Annotated in this window: 13 protein-coding genes; 7 read left to right on the forward strand and 6 right to left on the reverse strand. The window is 51.2% G+C overall.

Annotated features, from left to right (window positions below):
• Nucleotides 1-4: 4 nt before the first annotated feature.
• The 6 genes from CWS43_RS00520 to msrP form a co-directional block, all read right to left on the reverse strand.
• Entirely contained in the window at nt 5-1,927 is a 1,923-nt protein-coding gene (locus tag CWS43_RS00520) for a M60 family metallopeptidase (RefSeq protein ID WP_101074927.1), read from the reverse strand.
• A 192-nt stretch (nt 1,928-2,119) separates the two neighbouring features.
• Nucleotides 2,120-3,469: an acetyl-CoA carboxylase biotin carboxylase subunit gene (gene accC / locus CWS43_RS00525; protein ID WP_101074928.1), complete on the reverse strand. Its 1,350-nt coding sequence runs from the start codon at nt 3,467-3,469 to the stop codon at nt 2,120-2,122.
• Nucleotides 3,470-3,480: 11 nt separating this feature from the next.
• On the reverse strand, nt 3,481-3,945 hold the full coding sequence (gene accB, locus CWS43_RS00530; RefSeq protein WP_101074929.1) for an acetyl-CoA carboxylase biotin carboxyl carrier protein: 465 nt from the start codon (nt 3,943-3,945) through the stop codon (nt 3,481-3,483).
• Between the two features lie 32 nt (nt 3,946-3,977).
• Nucleotides 3,978-4,430 (reverse strand): type II 3-dehydroquinate dehydratase, encoded by a 453-nt coding sequence (gene aroQ / locus CWS43_RS00535; protein ID WP_013577295.1) that lies wholly within the window; start codon nt 4,428-4,430, stop codon nt 3,978-3,980.
• 241 nt (nt 4,431-4,671) lie between these two features.
• Complete coding sequence (gene msrQ, locus CWS43_RS00540; RefSeq protein ID WP_101074930.1) at nt 4,672-5,274, reverse strand: protein-methionine-sulfoxide reductase heme-binding subunit MsrQ; 603 nt, start codon at nt 5,272-5,274, stop codon at nt 4,672-4,674.
• Between the two features lie 16 nt (nt 5,275-5,290).
• Nucleotides 5,291-6,292 carry a protein-methionine-sulfoxide reductase catalytic subunit MsrP gene (msrP, locus tag CWS43_RS00545; protein ID WP_101074931.1) on the reverse strand — a complete coding sequence of 334 codons (1,002 nt, stop codon included), beginning with the start codon at nt 6,290-6,292 and terminating at the stop codon, nt 5,291-5,293.
• 394 nt (nt 6,293-6,686) lie between these two features.
• On the opposite strand from msrP, the gene csrD reads away from it, so the two are divergent.
• The 7 genes from csrD (at nt 6,687) to yhdP (ending at nt 17,754) form a co-directional block, all read left to right on the forward strand.
• Nucleotides 6,687-8,621 (forward strand): RNase E specificity factor CsrD, encoded by a 1,935-nt coding sequence (gene csrD, locus CWS43_RS00550; RefSeq protein ID WP_101074932.1) that lies wholly within the window; start codon nt 6,687-6,689, stop codon nt 8,619-8,621.
• Between the two features lie 355 nt (nt 8,622-8,976).
• A complete protein-coding gene (gene mreB / locus CWS43_RS00560) occupies nt 8,977-10,020 on the forward strand; it encodes a rod shape-determining protein MreB (RefSeq protein WP_013577291.1) in 1,044 nt (347 codons plus the stop codon).
• Nucleotides 10,021-10,275: 255 nt separating this feature from the next.
• Entirely contained in the window at nt 10,276-11,283 is a 1,008-nt protein-coding gene (gene mreC / locus CWS43_RS00565) for a rod shape-determining protein MreC (protein ID WP_101074933.1), read from the forward strand.
• Nucleotides 11,280-11,768 (forward strand): rod shape-determining protein MreD, encoded by a 489-nt coding sequence (gene mreD / locus CWS43_RS00570; RefSeq protein ID WP_101074934.1) that lies wholly within the window; start codon nt 11,280-11,282, stop codon nt 11,766-11,768. The genes mreC and mreD overlap by 4 nt, the downstream gene beginning before the upstream one ends.
• Nucleotides 11,769-11,775: 7 nt before the next feature.
• Nucleotides 11,776-12,369 (forward strand): nucleoside triphosphate pyrophosphatase, encoded by a 594-nt coding sequence (locus CWS43_RS00575; protein ID WP_101074935.1) that lies wholly within the window; start codon nt 11,776-11,778, stop codon nt 12,367-12,369.
• A complete protein-coding gene (gene rng / locus CWS43_RS00580) occupies nt 12,359-13,828 on the forward strand; it encodes a ribonuclease G (RefSeq protein ID WP_013577287.1) in 1,470 nt (489 codons plus the stop codon). Before CWS43_RS00575 ends, rng begins: the two co-directional genes overlap by 11 nt.
• A 98-nt stretch (nt 13,829-13,926) precedes the next feature.
• Entirely contained in the window at nt 13,927-17,754 is a 3,828-nt protein-coding gene (gene yhdP / locus CWS43_RS00585; RefSeq protein ID WP_101074936.1) for an AsmA2 domain-containing protein YhdP, read from the forward strand.
• Nucleotides 17,755-17,789 lie beyond the last annotated feature (35 nt).

Here is a 17,789-nt window from a genome sequence, read left to right on the forward strand (position 1 = left end):
AGGATTATTTGACGATATTAAGGTTGATCTTTATCTCAGAAGCCCATGTTGATTTATGCCAGTCACGGCCTAATAAATGTGCTGTTCCTTGGTAAGTACCCGCCGGAAGTTGAATGTTATCTTCTTTGAGGAAATCGAAACGCAGGAAGTTTGTTGAACCGGAAGTACAGTTAATTGAAGAGTTGAGGGTATGATTCCCACACTTTCCTACGGATTTCTTGCCGTGAAGTTTTACTCTAAATGAACGCTGCTGTTTGTCGGTGACATCTGCATAAAATTGCGTGTCGCCTGACTTGATCCACTCTAATGATGTTGGTCCCTGGGCTGAGGTTGGCAGAACGAAGCCAATATTTTTAGCAACAGGATCAACCATGGTTGTGGTGGCATAAGAAGAGGAATACTCACTGTTAAGTGTTATCTCTTGAGTTTGCGCGGGTTGATAAGGTTTCGGCAGTTTCATTGCATTCACCGCATCGCTGGCTTGCGCAGAATATCTGAGTCCCCAGTGGTCATAAAATTCACGAAGATCGTTCTTAGAATACTTACTGGTATTCACTACAAACCAATCTTTTAACTCCTCAGAAGAGTCGAGTTTGGAGCGGTTTTTAGCGTAGTTGTATTCTTCGCGGAAAGCTTTACCTAATTGCGGATAAAGTTCCGGGTAACTGAAGAGCAATTGGGCAAACAGAGTCGCTCTTTTAAATTCGGTTTTAGACCCTGAATTATCAAAGTTATAATCTTTCCCGGAAGCAATAAAGTTCCCGACAGCGTAAGCGCTCCAGTCCAACGCCTTTATATCGCTATTAGGATGGCACGAGGATGCAGGTGCTTCTCCGCGAAAAAGGGTGCAGTTTGCGACAGAGTAGAGATTCACTGTCACTTCGCCTAACGCTGACCATGACCAGCTTTGTTGATTGTGATGACCAAATTCATGCCAGTCGCCCCAGTCAGTATTATCAGCAAGTTTGCTGTTGAAGCCTATGGCGGTAAATCCCTGGCCACCGTTAGCGTAGCAACAGTCATTATATGTGGCGACGATTAAACCGCGAGATGGCTGGTTTAAAGGCTCAGAACCGTCAAATCCATTAAGCGAGTCATCCTTAATAGTCATCGCCAGATATTGGCTCATCGAATGAACCATTTTTGTATTAGCCGATCTTTGTGCTATTTCCGTCTTTACATTCATTCTGGAACGACCCGTGAACATAAATATCTGACCCGATTTAGAATTGCTCTGGCTTAATGTTTTCCAGTCTGCCTGTGTACTTTGTCCGAAAATAAAGAAGGGTTGTTTAACACCGCCTTCCAGGATTTCAATATTAACGGCCTTATCTACATTAGGCATTGTAATATCTTGATCGCTGCAGGCTAATAATATTGTACCATCCTGCTTTAATGTATAGATATTGACTGAAGCACTTTTCAGACCTTGAGAATCCAACATATGGTTTTCTTTGGCAAAGCCTACCCCGGTTGCTACGGAGCAAGACACTCCCTGAGGCATCTCTCCGACCATTAGTTTGATGTTTTGCCCCGCAGTCGCGAAATCGCGGGTCAGGAAATAACTATTACGCCCGTTTGCACCGGTTCTGTTTCTTCCCTGGCTATGAGTTTCTGTTACGGGAATATTGTAAGAATTTTCGTTATCAGCAGGGTATATATCGAGATTTCTTTTTAGCCAGAATAATGGATCGTTAACATTATTCCCTCTGGCAATCGTGTTTTTTACATCTGCATTTAATTCAACTGGGGTGGTGCCTAATTCAAATAAGGCTTCCCTGAATCCTTTGTTGTCAGAATAATTACCCCACCAGTTTTGTGATGAACTTGCCATACCTGCAAAAGATGACGTGCAGGCCGAAATTGAAAGGAACGATATTACAGAAGTGAATAATAAACGCCTTTTAGATAATTTTTTAATATACATTAGCTACTCCTTGCTCTAAATAATAGGACAGGAATATTAGCAGAATAATAAGGCGATTTTAACTATAGATTTATTAGTCGAAATTTGATGAGTATATTATTTATATCAATATCAATATCAATATCAATATCAATATCAATATCAATATCAATAAAAAAACCTCAACGGATTCGTTGAGGTTTTATCGAGGAATTATTTTTCCTGCAAACCGAGTTTCTTTTCCAGATAGTGGATATTGGTTCCACCGTGCTGGAAGTTCTCGTCGTCCATGATACGCATTTGCAGTTCAATGTTGGTTTTGATGCCGTCAATGATCAGCTCAGCCAGCGCATTTTTCATGCGGGCAATAGCCACTTCACGGGTTTCACCGTAAGTGATCAGTTTACCAATCATGGAATCGTAGTACGGAGGCACAGTGTAGCCTGCGTAAATGTGCGATTCCCAACGAACACCGAAACCACCAGGCGCATGGAAACGAGTGATTTTGCCCGGGCTCGGCAGGAAGGTGTTGGGATCTTCCGCGTTAATACGGCATTCCACCGCATGGCCTTTGACATGCACGTCGCTTTGTTTGATTGAAAGAGGTTGGCCGGACGCAATGCGCAGCTGCTCTTTAATCAAATCCACACCGGTGATCATCTCGGTAACCGGATGCTCAACCTGGATACGGGTGTTCATTTCGATGAAGAAGAACTCACCGTTTTCGTACAGGAACTCGAAAGTACCCGCACCGCGGTAGCCGATATCCACACAGGCTTTGGAACAACGTTCGCCGATGAAACGACGCAGTTCTTCCGTAATGCCTGGTGCTGGCGCTTCTTCCACCACTTTCTGGTGACGACGCTGCATGGAGCAGTCACGTTCAGCCAGATACACGGCGTTGCCCTGACCATCTGCCAGTACCTGAATTTCCACGTGACGTGGGTTTTCCAGGTACTTTTCCATGTAAACCATGTCGTTGTTGAAAGCCGCTTTGGCTTCCGCACGGGTCATGTTGATGGACTGTTCAAGGTCTTTATCGCTACGCACAACACGCATACCACGACCACCGCCGCCGCCAGAGGCTTTGATGATGACCGGATAACCGATGCGTTTTGCGAAGCCACGGTTTAAATCCATGTCGTCGCCCAGCGGGCCGTCAGAGCCGGGCACGCAAGGTACGCCGGCGGCTTTCATCGCGTGGATTGCGGAAACTTTGTCACCCATCAGGCGGATAGTTTCAGCTTTCGGGCCGATGAAGATAAAGCCAGAACGTTCAACCTGCTCTGCGAAGTCCGCATTCTCGGACAGGAAACCGTAGCCAGGGTGGATAGCCACCGCGCCAGTGATTTCCGCCGCTGCGATGATGGCAGGGATGTTCAGATAGCTTTTTACTGAAGGTGCAGGGCCGATACAGACGGTTTCGTCTGCCAGCAGCACGTGTTTCAGGTCGCGGTCAGCGGTGGAGTGCACTGCAACGGTTTTGATGCCCATTTCTTTACAGGCACGCAAAATACGCAGGGCAATCTCGCCGCGGTTCGCGATAACAATTTTATCTACCATGGTACGCCTCGTTATTCGATGACGACCAGCGGCTCGTCGAACTCAACCGGTTGGCCGCTTTCTACCAGAATTGCTTTAACAACACCGGATTTGTCTGCTTCGATTTGGTTCATCATTTTCATCGCTTCAACGATACACAGGGTATCGCCCGCGGTGACTTTCTGACCCACTTCGATGAAGGCTTTTGCGTCAGGGCTTGGCGTGCGGTAGAACGTACCCACCATTGGAGAACGAACGATGTGACCACTGATTGCCGCTGGAGCCGCTTCTGCAGGCGCAGCCGCTGGCGCAACCGCAGTAGCCAGGCCTGGCTGTGGTTGCGCAGGCATAGCATAAGCCTGTTGCATCATAGGATAAGCCTGCACAGGTGCAGCACGGCTGATACGAACTGACTCTTCACCTTCAGAAATTTCCAGTTCAGAAATACCTGATTCTTCAACCAGTTCGATCAGTTTTTTGATTTTACGAATATCCATGGGTGTGATTCCGTACTCTTTTTGCGTAGAAATTAGTGGGTTTTTGACAAGCGGTTAACCGCTGCCTGTAATGCAAAGTGGTAACCATCTGCGCCAAGTCCGCAAATAACGCCCACTGCGATGTCGGAAAGATAGGAATGATGCCGGAACGCTTCACGGGCATGTACATTCGACAGATGGATTTCGATAAACGGAATCGACACCCCCAGTAATGCATCGCGCAGCGCCACGCTGGTATGGGTAAAGGCCGCGGGATTGATCAATATAAAATCGACATTTCCGCGTGCCTGATGAATACGTTCAATCAGGACATGTTCTGCGTTCGATTGCAGATGGCTCAGTGCCACATCAGCGGCAGCAGCCTGAACTTCCAAACCTTTAACAATATCGTTGAGCGTGGTGTGTCCGTACGTTTCAGGCTCACGGGTGCCTAACAAATTCAGGTTAGGACCGTTAAGTAGCAAAATGTCAAACTTATGCGCCATTGTGAGCCTATCTCCGGCAATTAGACAAAGATTGTAGAAAATACCCTGATGTCACCGATTTGTCACCTATTTCGCGGCAAATAGACCCGTCTCTTCGGCATGAGGTCGGGCATTATAATGATATCGTGGCAATTCGCAGCTAAATACTGGTCTTATCAGCGAAGATAATCAACCCTCGTCCAGCGAATGAGAGTCTGATTGCCGAAATTATGAGGGGCAGAACACAGAAAAGTTCCGGCACTTATCGCAACCACTGGCGGAATTTTTTATAGCGAAATGCCAGCAAGATGACGGCAAGTGTTGCGTAAATGATCGGTTGCGGCGACAACACTTTCACCGACCAAAGGTAGTGGATCGGCGCAAGAATTGCGATCAGATAGATAAAGTTATGCAACTTTTGCCAGGATGCGCCCATTTTACGCTGCGCCCACAGCGTGGAGGTGCAGGCCAGCGCCAGCAGCAAGATCCAGCAGATAATCCCCAGCGTGAGGTACGGGCGCGAAATCAGTTCGCTGCCGAGCAGGCGGACATTGTTAATGCCCAGTTCCAGGAACGAATAACTGAGAAGATGCAGAGTTCCCCACGCAAAACACCATAAACCCAGCAAACGGCGGGTGCGGATAAGCAGCGGCTGTTTGCCATAGCGCGCGACGGGCGTGACCAGCAGCGTCACCAGTAAAAATTTCAGAGTCATCCTACCGGTAAAATGCTGAATATCTTTCGCCGGATCGGCGCTGAACCAGCCCTGATCGACAGAAAGTACAAGCCAGAAAAACGGCAAAATGGCCGCAAGGTAGATGACCACTTTCAGCCAGGTGATATTTGCAGGGTTCAAACGACGCATAATAAAGCAGCCTTCTTTAATAGAACTTCCGTAAATCCATACCGTGATACAGCGAGGCGACCTGTTCGGCATAACCGTTGAAGAGCAGCGTCGGCTGGCGCTGAACGTCGAGCAATCCGCCTGAACCGATAAACCGTTCGGTGGCCTGCGACCAGCGCGGATGATCAACATGCGGATTCACGTTGGCGTAAAAACCGTATTCATTGTTCGCAATCTGGTTCCAGGTCGTCGGTGGTTCGTCGTGGGTGAATTTGATGCTCACGATCGACTTAATCCCCTTGAAACCGTATTTCCACGGCACAGTCAGGCGAATGGGCGCACCGTTTTGCGGCGGCAATGCTTTGCCGTAAACGCCGACGGTCAGCATCGTCAGCGGATGCATTGCCTCATCTATACGTAATCCTTCGACATAGGGATAGTCCAGGCCGCCGCCAATAAACCGGTCTTTCTGCCCCGGCATATGTGCCGGATCATAAAGAGTGGTGAACGCGACATATCGCGCATTGCTGGTCGGTTCGGCCAGTTTGAGCAGGGAACTCAGCGGGAACCCGACCCATGGCACTACCATTGACCAGGCTTCCACGCAGCGCATGCGGTAGATTCGCTCCTCCAGCGGGAAGCGTTTCATGATGTCGTCCATATCGAGTGTGAGCGGTTTAGCCACTTCACCGTCGATTTTTATCGTCCAGGGCGACGTCACGAGCTGCCCGGCGTTGGCCGCCGGGTCGGCTTTATCCAACCCGAACTCGTAGAAGTTGTTGTAGCCTTCCACTTTATCTTCCGGGGTAAGTGCGAGTGAATTCTGATACGCCGCAGGTTTGGTGAAATCCAGCGGTTTACCTGCGGGCGCTGGCGGGCGGTCATGGCCTTTGAACCAGGAAAGAATATCTGCCTGTGCACTGGCCGGGATCGCCAGCGCGGCGGCGCTGATCCCCAGCGCCTGCAAAACCTTCCGGCGATCCTGGAAGATATCCTCGGGGGTGACATCGGCTTCCGTCAGTTTGCGAAGTTTGGACATTACAGTCTCCGGTATTCATCTTATTAATGTTTTTATGATTATGTAGACAGCATGGCGTGAAACCTGAGGTTTTGCGAGATACGCACGAAAATACGCTAATTCAAAATCCGCAAAGAGACTCTGTTCCTGCCAATCTATAAGAATTATAAATTGATTAACTTTTGAGTTGCTATGCTATGAATGTATGTAAATGCAACCTTCCGGGGTACAAAACGGGCGAAGCGGGGCGGATATCATCCCGGGCCGGTGAAACCCCGAAACATTCCTTCATGTCTGTTTGGTAAATTTCTCCTGCTGGCGGGTTTTTCTGTTTTATAGTAGCGGCGTTTTTTCGTAGCAGGCTTAGAGAATAAGGGCACTGTTTCCACCTCACCGTAGCGAGTAAGGCACAGGGATGCGATTTACTACCAGACTATCGGCACTCATTTCGATGTTAGTTGCGCTGGCAATGTTGTTAATGTTGCTCGGCGTGACGTTTAGTTTTATCTATCTGAACAAGCAAAGTACCGAACAGCATCTGCAGGCGCTGGCGACGACTTATGATCAGTCATTACTGACGCATACTCCGGCTGAAGCAGAACGATGGTTGCCACAGGCGATGCGCATGCTGGATGTCACGGATATTGAGGTAAAACTCGATAACTCAACGGTTTATGAATACCACGAGCGCCCTGATTTACACCGTTCCTGGGACAGTGCGATACCTGAGTATGAAACGGCCATCTTGCCGCTGATGCAAAACCACGCGATGTCGCTATACATCTCTTATATCGATCCGGTCAGCAGTTATCTCCGTTCCCTGCGTTCTACCTTCACCATCGGTGTTGCCATTCTGGTGATGATTGGCATGCTGCTGCTTAGTTTTCGCTGGTTGCGTCAGGAAACGGATGGCGTCGAAAAGCTGGAAGATCGCGCCGTAAGGATTTTACGGGGAGAACGCGACGGGCTGACAGGCCACGTTGGTGAGTGGCCACACTCAGCCAGCAGTGCAATAGACCTGTTGCTGACTGACCTGAATGAGGCTCGTGAACAACGCAGCCGTGTGGATACGCTGATCCGCGCTTATGCCCAGCAGGATGCCCAAACCGGGCTCAGCAACCGGCTGTTTTTTGATAACCAGCTGGCGACGCAACTGGAAGAAAAAGGTGCACACGGTGTGATGATGCTATTACGCCTGCCTGATTTCGACACGATGCGCGAAACCCACGGACAGGTTGTAGTAGAGGAAATGCGCTCGGCAATGGTGAATTTGTTATCGACGTTCGTCATGCGCCATGTCGATGCGTTGTTGGCGCGGTATTTCCACAGTGATTTTGCCGTTTTGCTCCCGCACCGCACGTTAAAAGAAGCTGAAGTCATGGCCACCCAACTGGTGAATGCGCTGGGTGTTCTGCCCACTTCCTCGCGGATTGACCGGGATGCGCTGATGTATATCGGCATCAGTGCGTATCGGTTTGGCCAGACGCCGGATCAGGTGATGGACATGGTTGAGCAGGCTACGCGGCATGCGGCATTTCAGGGCAGCAATAGCTGGTTTATCTACGACAAAAATGTCCCTGAAAAAGGGAGAGGAAGCGTGCGCTGGCGGACTCTGCTCGAAAATACGCTGGCGCGGGGTGGCCCGCGTTTGTATCAAAAACCCTCATTCACCCGGGATAGTAAACCGGATCATCGGGAGATACAGCGTCGTGTTTTCGACGGCGAGCAGGAACTGCTGGCTGCGGAGTTTATCCCTCTGGTTGTACAGTTTGGATTATCACAAAGTTTTGACCGGGTCATGTTAAGTCAGATTATTCCGTTACTTAATCGCTGGCCGGATGAAATATTAGCATTTCACCTGACGGTTGATTCATTATTGCAGCGGTCGTTTGTTCGCTGGCTGCGCGATACGTTGCTCCAGTGTGAAAGAAAACAACGAAATCGTATTTTGATTGAACTTGCAGAGGCAGATCTCTGTCAACATACCGACCGCCTGCGCCCTGCAATCAGATTGCTGCAAGGTTTAGGCTGTCGTCTGGCTGTTTCGCAGGCCGGTCTGACGGTTGTCAGCACCTCTTATCTGAAAACTTTCCCGGTGGAGAGAGTCAAACTTCACCCCGGGCTGGTTCGCGATATTGATAAAAGGATTGAGAATCAGCTTTTTGTACAAAGTTTGCTCAGTGCGTGCGAAGGGACTCAGGCTCTGGTTTTTGCCTCTGGTGTGCGAACAAAAGAGGAGTGGGCTGTTCTGCTGAAAAGCGGGATCCACGGCGGTCAGGGGGATTTTTTTGCTGTACCGGAGCCCGTTGAACCGGTCGGTAAAAAATATTCACACAACCGCGATGTTTAAGTGACCGTTAATGGATTATTTAACGTAGAATGAGCCAGCTTTTGACCGACTCCCTTACCTGGTGTCCGGCGCTTATTATCCGGCCGCAGGCGGACGGGAAATTTCGGTGAAAGTGTAAGAATTTATGTGCGGTGTTGCTACTTCACCTGGGTGTCTGCCCGAGGTAAACCGAGCCTGCGATACAGAATTATTTCGCAGTGCCATCAGCCTCAAAAAGTAACAACCAGTGAATGGCGACATCGCGGACAATTTTCACGGAAGCAGGACGTTTTTGCGCCTTGTCGCTGCTTCGCGTGGTTGGTAAAGTAGGCGGATTTTATTTTCCGCCCCCAGCTTGCAGGATTATCCTTTCGTTATGTTTAAGAAATTTCGTGGCATGTTTTCCAACGACTTGTCCATCGACCTGGGTACCGCCAATACCCTTATCTATGTAAAAGGACAAGGCATCGTGCTGAATGAGCCATCTGTAGTGGCTATTCGTCAGGATCGTGCTGGTTCACCTAAAAGCGTTGCTGCTGTTGGTCACGACGCAAAACAGATGCTGGGGCGTACTCCTGGCAATATCGCAGCTATTCGTCCAATGAAAGACGGCGTTATCGCTGATTTCTTCGTGACAGAGAAAATGCTGCAACACTTCATCAAGCAAGTTCACAGCAACAGCTTCATGCGTCCAAGTCCGCGTGTGCTGGTGTGCGTGCCCGTTGGTGCAACGCAGGTTGAGCGTCGTGCTATTCGTGAATCTGCGCAAGGCGCAGGTGCGCGTGAAGTGTTCCTGATTGAAGAACCGATGGCTGCAGCAATTGGTGCAGGCCTGCCAGTCTCAGAAGCCACTGGTTCAATGGTTGTCGATATCGGTGGTGGTACTACCGAAGTGGCGGTGATCTCCCTGAACGGCGTGGTGTATTCTTCTTCTGTCCGTATTGGTGGTGACCGTTTCGACGAAGCTATCATTAATTACGTACGCCGCAACTATGGCTCATTGATTGGTGAAGCCACGGCTGAGCGTATCAAGCACAGCATCGGTTCTGCTTACCCTGGCGATGAAGTGCACGAAATCGAAGTGCGCGGTCGTAACCTGGCCGAAGGTGTTCCACGCGGCTTCACACTGAACTCCAATGAAATCCTGGAAGCGTTGCAAGAGCCGTTGACCGGTATCGTCAGTGCTGTGATGGTTGCCCTGGAACAGTGTCCGCCTGAACTGGCTTCCGACATTTCCGAGCGTGGCATGGTGCTGACCGGTGGTGGCGCATTGCTGCGCAACCTCGACCGCCTGCTGATGGAAGAAACAGGTATTCCTGTCGTGGTCGCAGAAGATCCACTGACCTGCGTAGCCCGCGGTGGTGGTAAAGCATTAGAAATGATCGACATGCACGGCGGCGACTTATTCAGCGAAGAGTAATTCAGCGAAGATTGCTCATCTGAGTCAATTTTGTTGTGAGCAAGAATAGTCTGCCCGGGAAGGTGGTTGTCCGTCAGGTAAAACCTGCAACGTGAAGTGTGCAGTGTTCAATGTGGATACGTATAAACACTGTCTGAGCTATGAGTGCTTAGGCAGTGTTTTGACTATCCCATAGATTACCGCCCCTTTTCTGTCAGATGACGTCTTGACTTCGACTGGCTGAAACCTTCTGTTGCCGAGGAACTCGCATATTTTATGAAGCCAATTTTTAGCAGGGGGCCTTCCCTGCAACTGCGACTTTTTTTGGCTATTCTTACGGCCATTACTCTGATTGTTGCCGACAGTAAAATAGGTACGTTTGTTAAAATTCGCACCTATATGGATACTGCCGTCAGTCCCTTCTATTTTTTGTCCAATGCCCCGCGTGAATTCTTAGATCAGATTTCTGCCACTTTTGCGACCCGTGGTCAGATGGAGCTCGAAAACCGCGCTTTACGTCAGGAATTATTGCTGAAAAACAGTGACCTGATGCTGCTTGGTCAATACAAACAAGAAAATGCCCGTTTGCGTGAACTGCTGGGATCACCGTTGCGCCAGGATGAGCACAAAATGGTGACGCAGGTACTGTCTACCAGTAATGATCCCTACAGCGATCAGGTCGTCATCGATAAAGGCAGCAACAATGGCGTTTATATCGGGCAACCGGTTATTAGCGACAAAGGCGTTGTCGGTCAGGTTGTGGCCGTTGCCGCACTGACCAGTCGCGTACTGTTAATTTGTGATGCTTCACACGCGTTGCCGATCCAGGTGCTGCGTAATGATATCCGCGTGATTGCAGCCGGCAGCGGTTGTGCCGACGATCTGCAGCTTGAGCATCTGCCAAGCAATACTGATATTCGTGTCGGTGATGTGTTGGTGACGTCCGGTCTGGGCGGTCGCTTCCCTGAGGGTTACCCGGTCGGCGTGGTGTCTTCTGTCAAAGTGGACAACCAGCGCGCTTACACCGTTATTCAGGCTCGTCCTACCGCAGGGCTTCAACGTTTGCGTTATCTGTTGCTGCTGTGGGGTTCTGATCGTAATGGCGATCATCCGCTGCCGCCGGATGAAGTTCACCGCGTCGCCAATGAACGCCTGATGCAAATGATGCCACAAGTGTTGCCACAACCGGGGGATATGGGGCCACCTGCGCCTGTCCCTCCACCGGCCACCGGCACTGTGACCGGCCCAGCCGGAGCGTCTCCTGCTGCGGGAGCGACGCAATGAACAGCTACCGGAGCCACGGGCGTTGGATTATTTGGCTATCCTTCTTAATAGCCATGCTGCTGCAGGTAATGCCGTGGCCTGAACAGATTTACATGTTCAGGCCATCATGGCTGATGCTGATCCTGATTTACTGGGTGATGGCGTTACCGCATCGCGTCAACGTGGGCACCGGTTTCGTTGTCGGTTTTATCATGGATTTGATCCTGGGATCGACGCTGGGGATTCGGGCGCTGGCATTTGCCATCGCGGCCTATCTTGTAGCATTCAAATTCCAGCTATTTCGTAATCTGGCGCTCTGGCAGCAGGCCCTGATTGTCATGGTCATTTCGCTGGCTGTGGATGTTATGGTGTTCTGGGGCGAGTTCCTGGTTGTGAATGTTTCATTCCGGCCTGAAGTTTTTTGGAGCAGCGCGGTTGACGGCATTCTGTGGCCGTGGCTGTTTTTGCTGATGCGTAAAATTCGTCGTCAGTTCGCTGTGCAATGAGGATGTTATGACCGCACTTTACCTTGCTTCCGGATCACCACGCCGCCGTGAATTACTGGCCTTGCTTGAACTGCCTTTTGAGCGCCTGGTGACCGAAGTGGCGGAAGAGCGTCAGCCTGATGAAGCACCGCAACATTACGTTTTACGGCTCGCAGAAGATAAAGCGAGAGCCGGCGTGGTGGTCGCAGCAGAAGATTTGCCTGTGCTGGGCGCGGATACGATTGTCGTCCTTGACGGTAAAGTGTTGGAAAAGCCGCGTGACGAAGCGCAAGCTGCTGTTATGCTTAAGGCATTGTCTGGCAGACAGCATCAGGTCATGACCGCCATTGCATTTGCTGACAGGCGAGATTGCCTCAATACGTTGGTTGTGACAGATGTCACCTTCCGTTCACTATCCTCCGAAGACATTGCACATTATATTCTGAGCGGTGAGCCCATGGATAAAGCGGGCGCTTATGGAATTCAGGGAAAGGGCGGTTGTTTCGTCCGTGAAATTCGCGGCAGTTACTATGCAGTTGTGGGGCTTCCTCTGGTGGAAACCCGGGAACTGCTAAATGAATTTTCTGCCTTACGCGAGCTTAGGAGAAAACATGACAGCTGAATTACTGGTCAATGTCACCCCGTCTGAAACCCGCGTGGCTTACATTGACGGTGGCATTTTGCAGGAAATCCACATTGAGCGTGAGACCAAGCGCGGGATTGCCGGCAACATCTATAAAGGGCGAATCAGCCGTGTCCTGCCGGGAATGCAGGCGGCGTTTGTCGATATTGGCCTTGAAAAGGCAGCCTTTTTACACGCTTCAGACATTATGCCGCACACCGAATGTGTGGCGCGTGATGAACAGAAAAATTTCCATGTGCGTGACATCGCAGAACTGGTGCATCAGGGGCAGGATCTGATGGTACAGGTGGTGAAAGACCCGCTGGGCACCAAAGGTGCGCGCCTGACGACGGATATCACTCTGCCTTCCCGCTATCTGGTATTTATGCCTGGCGCATCACACGTGGGTGTATCACAACGCATTGAAAGCGAAGCAGAACGTGACCGCCTCAAACGTATTGTTTCAGAATATTGTGATGAGCACGGCGGTTACATAATTCGCACCGCTGCCGAAGGCGTGGGCGAAGAAGAACTGAAACAGGATGCCGCCTATTTAAAACGCCTGTGGACCAAAGTCATGGAACGCAAGCGCCGCAATAAAACCAAGTGCAAGCTGTATGGCGAACTGGCGCTGGCGCACAGGGTGCTGCGTGATTTTGCCGGCGAGGCGCTGGACCGCATCCGCGTTGACTCACGCCTGACGTATGAATTGCTGGTGGAGTTCACCAGTGAATACATGCCCGAAATGACCAGCAAGCTGGAGCATTACAGCGGCAAACAGCCAATCTTCGACCTGTTCGATGTCGAGAACGAGATACAGCGTGCGCTGGAGCGCAAGGTCGAGCTGAAATCCGGCGGCTATCTGATCATCGACCAGACCGAAGCCATGACCACCGTAGATATCAACACCGGTGCATTCGTTGGCCATCGTAATCTGGAAGACACTATCTTCAATACCAACACCGAAGCGACGCAGGCTATTGCCCGCCAGCTCCGGTTGCGTAATCTCGGTGGCATTATCATCATCGACTTTATTGATATGTCGAATGAGGATCACCGTCGCCGCGTGTTGCACAGCCTGGAGCAGGCACTGTCTAAGGATCGCGTGAAAACCGGCATCCACGGTTTCTCTGCACTCGGCCTGGTGGAGATGACCCGCAAGCGTACCCGCGAAAGCGTGGAGCACGTATTGTGCAGCGATTGTCCGACCTGTCACGCGCGTGGCACGGTGAAAACGGTCGAAACCGTCTGCTATGAAATTCTGCGTGAAATTGTGCGTGTCCATCATGCCTATGATTCTGACCGGTTCCTGGTTTATGCCTCTGCTGCGGTGGGGGAAGCTCTCAAGGGAGAAGAATCCCACGCACTGGCCGAAGTGGAAATTTTCGTCGGCAAGCAGGTTAAGGTGCAAATTGAGCCGCTCTACAGCCAGGAACAGTTCGACGTCGTGATGATGTGATCTGATGGCGACTGGCCTGAAGCATCAAGAAGTTAAAGGTTTCCATTGCCGTCTGTGCGGGTGAAAACCAGCATGGAATGGAAAACAAGGAGAGAGGTTTGAGGCGACTGCCCGGTATTTTATTAACCACCAGCGCAACCCTTGTCGTGATAGTGGCTTTGGTGATCAGTGGCTTGCGTCTGGCATTGCCTCAGCTTACCCGCTTTCAGGATCAACTGGTCGGGAAGGTAGAGTCCGTGACGGGGGTGCCGGTTCAGTTGTCGCAAATCAGCGCCAGTTGGAAAACCTTTGGCCCGATCATGGAGATCCGCGGCCTTCAGGTGACATTGCCGGATTCAAAGTGGCAGGTGCAGCGCATCACGATGGCGCTGGACGTCTGGCAGTCATTGCTGCATCTGCGCTGGCAGTTCCGTGATCTGACCTTTTACAATTTACAACTGGATTTAAACAGCACGCTCGGTGGCGATGCTAATAAAGGCAACGGCATTCAGCCAAACCGCATCAGCGATATTTTCCTCAAGCAGGTTGACCATTTTGACCTGCGCAACAGCCGCATTTCCTTCATGACCCCTTCCGGCCCGCGTGCAGAATTTGATATTCCGCAACTGACCTGGCTAAACACCCATAACCGCCACCGTGCGGAAGGGCAGCTCAGCCTGTCTAGTTTTAACGGCCAGCATGGTGTTGTTCAGCTGCGTATGGATCTCAACGATACCAATGGCCTGCTCAATAACGGAAAAATCTACCTGCAGGCTGATGATATCGACATGAAACCGTGGTTTAGCCGCTGGCTGAAGAACAATACCGGTCTGGAAAATGCCAATTTCAGCCTCGCGGCATGGCTGACTGTGCGTAATGGCGATATTTATGCGGGCGATGCCTTACTGAAAAATGGTTCAGCAGTCTGGAAAAATGGTGACGATGAACACCGTCTGGACGTCGATAATCTGACTCTGCACGGCAACCGCCAGGGTAATGGCTGGCAGGTTGGGACGAAACAGCTGAATCTGAAAACAGATGGCGTCGCGTGGCCGAAAGGCCGTCTTGATGTGCTTTATCTGCCGGAAAATAACGAATTCCTTGGCCCGTCTCAGGGCGAAGAACTGCGTGTTCGTGGTACAGACCTGCAACTGGAACGCTTAGGGCCGGTGATCCCGACGATTTCCTTCCTGACGCCAGCCCTGATGGCGCGTTGGCAGGATCTGAAACCCGCCGGGCATATCGACAGCCTTGCTGTGGATATTCCGCTCAGGCAGCCGGATCAGGCGCGTTTTGATGCGAGCTGGCACGATGTGAGCTGGCAACGCTGGGAATTGCTGCCGGGCGTCAATCATTTTAGCGGAAGCCTGAAAGGTAGTGTGGCGGGCGGCCAGTTAAGCGTTAATTTGCAGAACAGCCTGTTACCGTATGGCGAAATGTTCCGTGCACCACTGGAGGTCAGCGCTGCAACAGGTACGTTTAACTGGGCAAACGGTAAGGATGGCTGGGCGTTGTGGGGCAAAGACGTTGACGTTAAAGCGAATGCGCTATGGGCGAAAGGCGATTTTCGTTACAACCAGCCGGCACAGGGCCAGCCCTGGCTGAATATACTCGCGGGTATCCGTCTGTACGACGCCGGGCAGGCATGGCGTTACTTCCCTGAGCCGCTGATGGGCCAGCATCTGACGAACTATCTGAGCGCCGCCATTCAGGCGGGGCAGGTCGATAATGCGACGCTGACCTTTAATGGTAACCCACATGATTTCCCGTTCAGGAAGAATGAAGGCCAGTTTGAAGTATGGGTACCGCTGCGCCATTCAACCTTCCAGTTTGAGCCGGAATGGCCTGCGCTGACGGATCTGGATATTGATCTCGATTTCCTCAACGATGGCCTGTTTATGAAGGCTGCACACACCAAACTGGGCAACGTTGATGGCAATAATGTGGTTGCCAATATTCCTGACTATCTGAAAGAAAAACTATTTATCGATTCTGATCTGCAAGGGCAGGGTAAAGATATCGGTGATTATTTCATGAATACCCCGCTGCATGACACGTTAGGGGCGGCTTTGCAGGAGCTGCAAATTGGTGGTGATGTGAATGGTCGCTTACATCTGGATATTCCGCTAAACGGCGATCAGGTTCGTGCTTCAGGCGGCGTGACGCTTAACGACAACAGCCTGTTCATCAAGCCCTTGAGCAGTAAAATCAGCCATCTTAGCGGGCAGTTCAGCTATGACAACGGGAACTTGCAAAGCAATCAGCTTACCGGAAACTGGTTCGGGCAACCTCTGAATGTGATGTTCAGCACCCGGGAACAACCGGATGATTTCAACGTTCAGGTTGGTCTGGATGCTAACTGGCAATTGTCAAAAATCCCCGGCCTGCCCGCCGCTGCCGCAAGTAAGATTTCAGGCGGAGCACCGTGGAAAGGGGATGTGAATATCACCTTGCCGCATAAAGGAACGCCGACCTATACCGTCGATGTGAGCGCGGATTTAAAAGATGTAAGCAGTCACTTACCGGATCCTCTTTCCAAAAAAGCCGGGGGCGCATTGCCGCTGGTTGTGCACGCGAAAGGGGATATGCACAGTTTCAATCTGGAAGGTGTACTGGCTGGAAAAGACCATTTCAACAGCCTCTGGCTGCTGGGTAAACAGCTGAAACTGGATCGCGCATCGTGGCAGGCAAATACTAAAAAAACGCCGCCACTGCCAGATGACAGCAGCCTGACACTTCATCTGCCACCGTTAGATGGTGAAAGCTGGCTCGGCCTGCTGTCGCCGGATAAAGCGACTCAGGATACAAACAGTAAGCTGGCCGGTTTTAGTTTCCCGCATCAGATCGTTCTGACCACGCCAGCTCTCACTCTGGGCGGGCAGGTTTGGAATGATCTGACCCTCAGCTCTGTTCAGGCGCGGCAGGGGATGGAAGTCACGGCCAAAGGTAAAGAAATCGATGGCACGCTGAATATGAATGACAACGGTCCGTGGCTGGCGAATCTGAAATATGTCTATTTCAACCCGCAATGGACGGTGGCGGATGTCGCGGGCAGCGGTCAGCCATCGGGCAATCCGTTTGCAGCAGATAAAGTCTCGTTTGCGAACTGGCCAGCGTTGCAGATTCGCTGTGAAGCCTGCTGGTTCCTCGGGCAGAATTTCCGCAAAGTCAATGCTGACCTGACGCCGCAGGGCGATCAGCTGATGCTGCGCAACGGCCTGATTGACACCGGCGTGGCGCGGCTCGACGTACAGGGCGACTGGACGCAGAACGGGCAAGGTGAAAATACCGGCCTTAAAGGTAAGCTCAGCGGCAAAAATATTGAGCAGGCGATGTCATTCTTTGGCGTGACCACGCCGCTGAAAGGCGCGCCGTTTGACGTGAACTTCGATCTCCACTGGAAATCAGTGCCATGGAAACCGGATGTCAGCACGCTGAACGGCACGCTGAAAAACGATTTAGGCAAAGGGGAAATTGCGGATATTGGCGGCGGTCGCGCCGGGCAGTTGCTGCGCCTGGTCAGCTTTGATGCCTTGCTACGCAAGCTGCGCCTCGATTTCAGCGATACTTTCGGGCAGGGCTTCTATTTCGATTCGATCAAATCTACGGCCTGGATAAAAGACGGTACGCTGCATACTGATGACCTGCTGGTCGACGGGCTGGCGGCCGATATCGCGATTACCGGCAAAGTAAACTTTGTGAATCAGCAACTGGATCTGGAGGCCGTGATTGCCCCAGAAATTTCAGCAACGGTCGGTGTCGCGACGGCGTTCGTGATAAACCCGGTGGTGGGTGTCGCGGTCTTCGCGGCCAGTAAGGTGCTGGCACCGCTGTGGAATAAAATATCGCTGATCCGCTACCAGATTAGCGGCACCATTGCAGAGCCGCATATCAATGAAATTCTGCGCAAGCCCGTTGAACAGCCAAAAGCGGCCACAGCACAGTAATTCCCCTGCGACGGCGGCAGGAAACCTCGTTCGGG

This window comes from Rahnella sp. AA (assembly GCF_002834385.1).
Classification (GTDB): Bacteria; Pseudomonadota; Gammaproteobacteria; order Enterobacterales; family Enterobacteriaceae; genus Rahnella.

What these genes read in the sequence shown, in the direction of transcription:
- CWS43_RS00520 (WP_101074927.1), bottom strand. Translation starts at nt 1,927, where the DNA reads ATGTATATTAAAAAATTATCTAAAAGGCGTTTATTATTCACTTCTGTA.
- accC (WP_101074928.1), bottom strand. Translation starts at nt 3,469, where the DNA reads ATGGTAGATAAAATTGTTATCGCGAACCGCGGCGAGATTGCCCTGCGT.
- accB (WP_101074929.1), bottom strand. Translation starts at nt 3,945, where the DNA reads ATGGATATTCGTAAAATCAAAAAACTGATCGAACTGGTTGAAGAATCA.
- aroQ (WP_013577295.1), bottom strand. Translation starts at nt 4,430, where the DNA reads ATGGCGCATAAGTTTGACATTTTGCTACTTAACGGTCCTAACCTGAAT.
- msrQ (WP_101074930.1), bottom strand. Translation starts at nt 5,274, where the DNA reads ATGCGTCGTTTGAACCCTGCAAATATCACCTGGCTGAAAGTGGTCATC.
- msrP (WP_101074931.1), bottom strand. Translation starts at nt 6,292, where the DNA reads ATGTCCAAACTTCGCAAACTGACGGAAGCCGATGTCACCCCCGAGGAT.
- csrD (WP_101074932.1), top strand. Translation starts at nt 6,687, where the DNA reads ATGCGATTTACTACCAGACTATCGGCACTCATTTCGATGTTAGTTGCG.
- mreB (WP_013577291.1), top strand. Translation starts at nt 8,977, where the DNA reads ATGTTTAAGAAATTTCGTGGCATGTTTTCCAACGACTTGTCCATCGAC.
- mreC (WP_101074933.1), top strand. Translation starts at nt 10,276, where the DNA reads ATGAAGCCAATTTTTAGCAGGGGGCCTTCCCTGCAACTGCGACTTTTT.
- mreD (WP_101074934.1), top strand. Translation starts at nt 11,280, where the DNA reads ATGAACAGCTACCGGAGCCACGGGCGTTGGATTATTTGGCTATCCTTC.
- CWS43_RS00575 (WP_101074935.1), top strand. Translation starts at nt 11,776, where the DNA reads ATGACCGCACTTTACCTTGCTTCCGGATCACCACGCCGCCGTGAATTA.
- rng (WP_013577287.1), top strand. Translation starts at nt 12,359, where the DNA reads ATGACAGCTGAATTACTGGTCAATGTCACCCCGTCTGAAACCCGCGTG.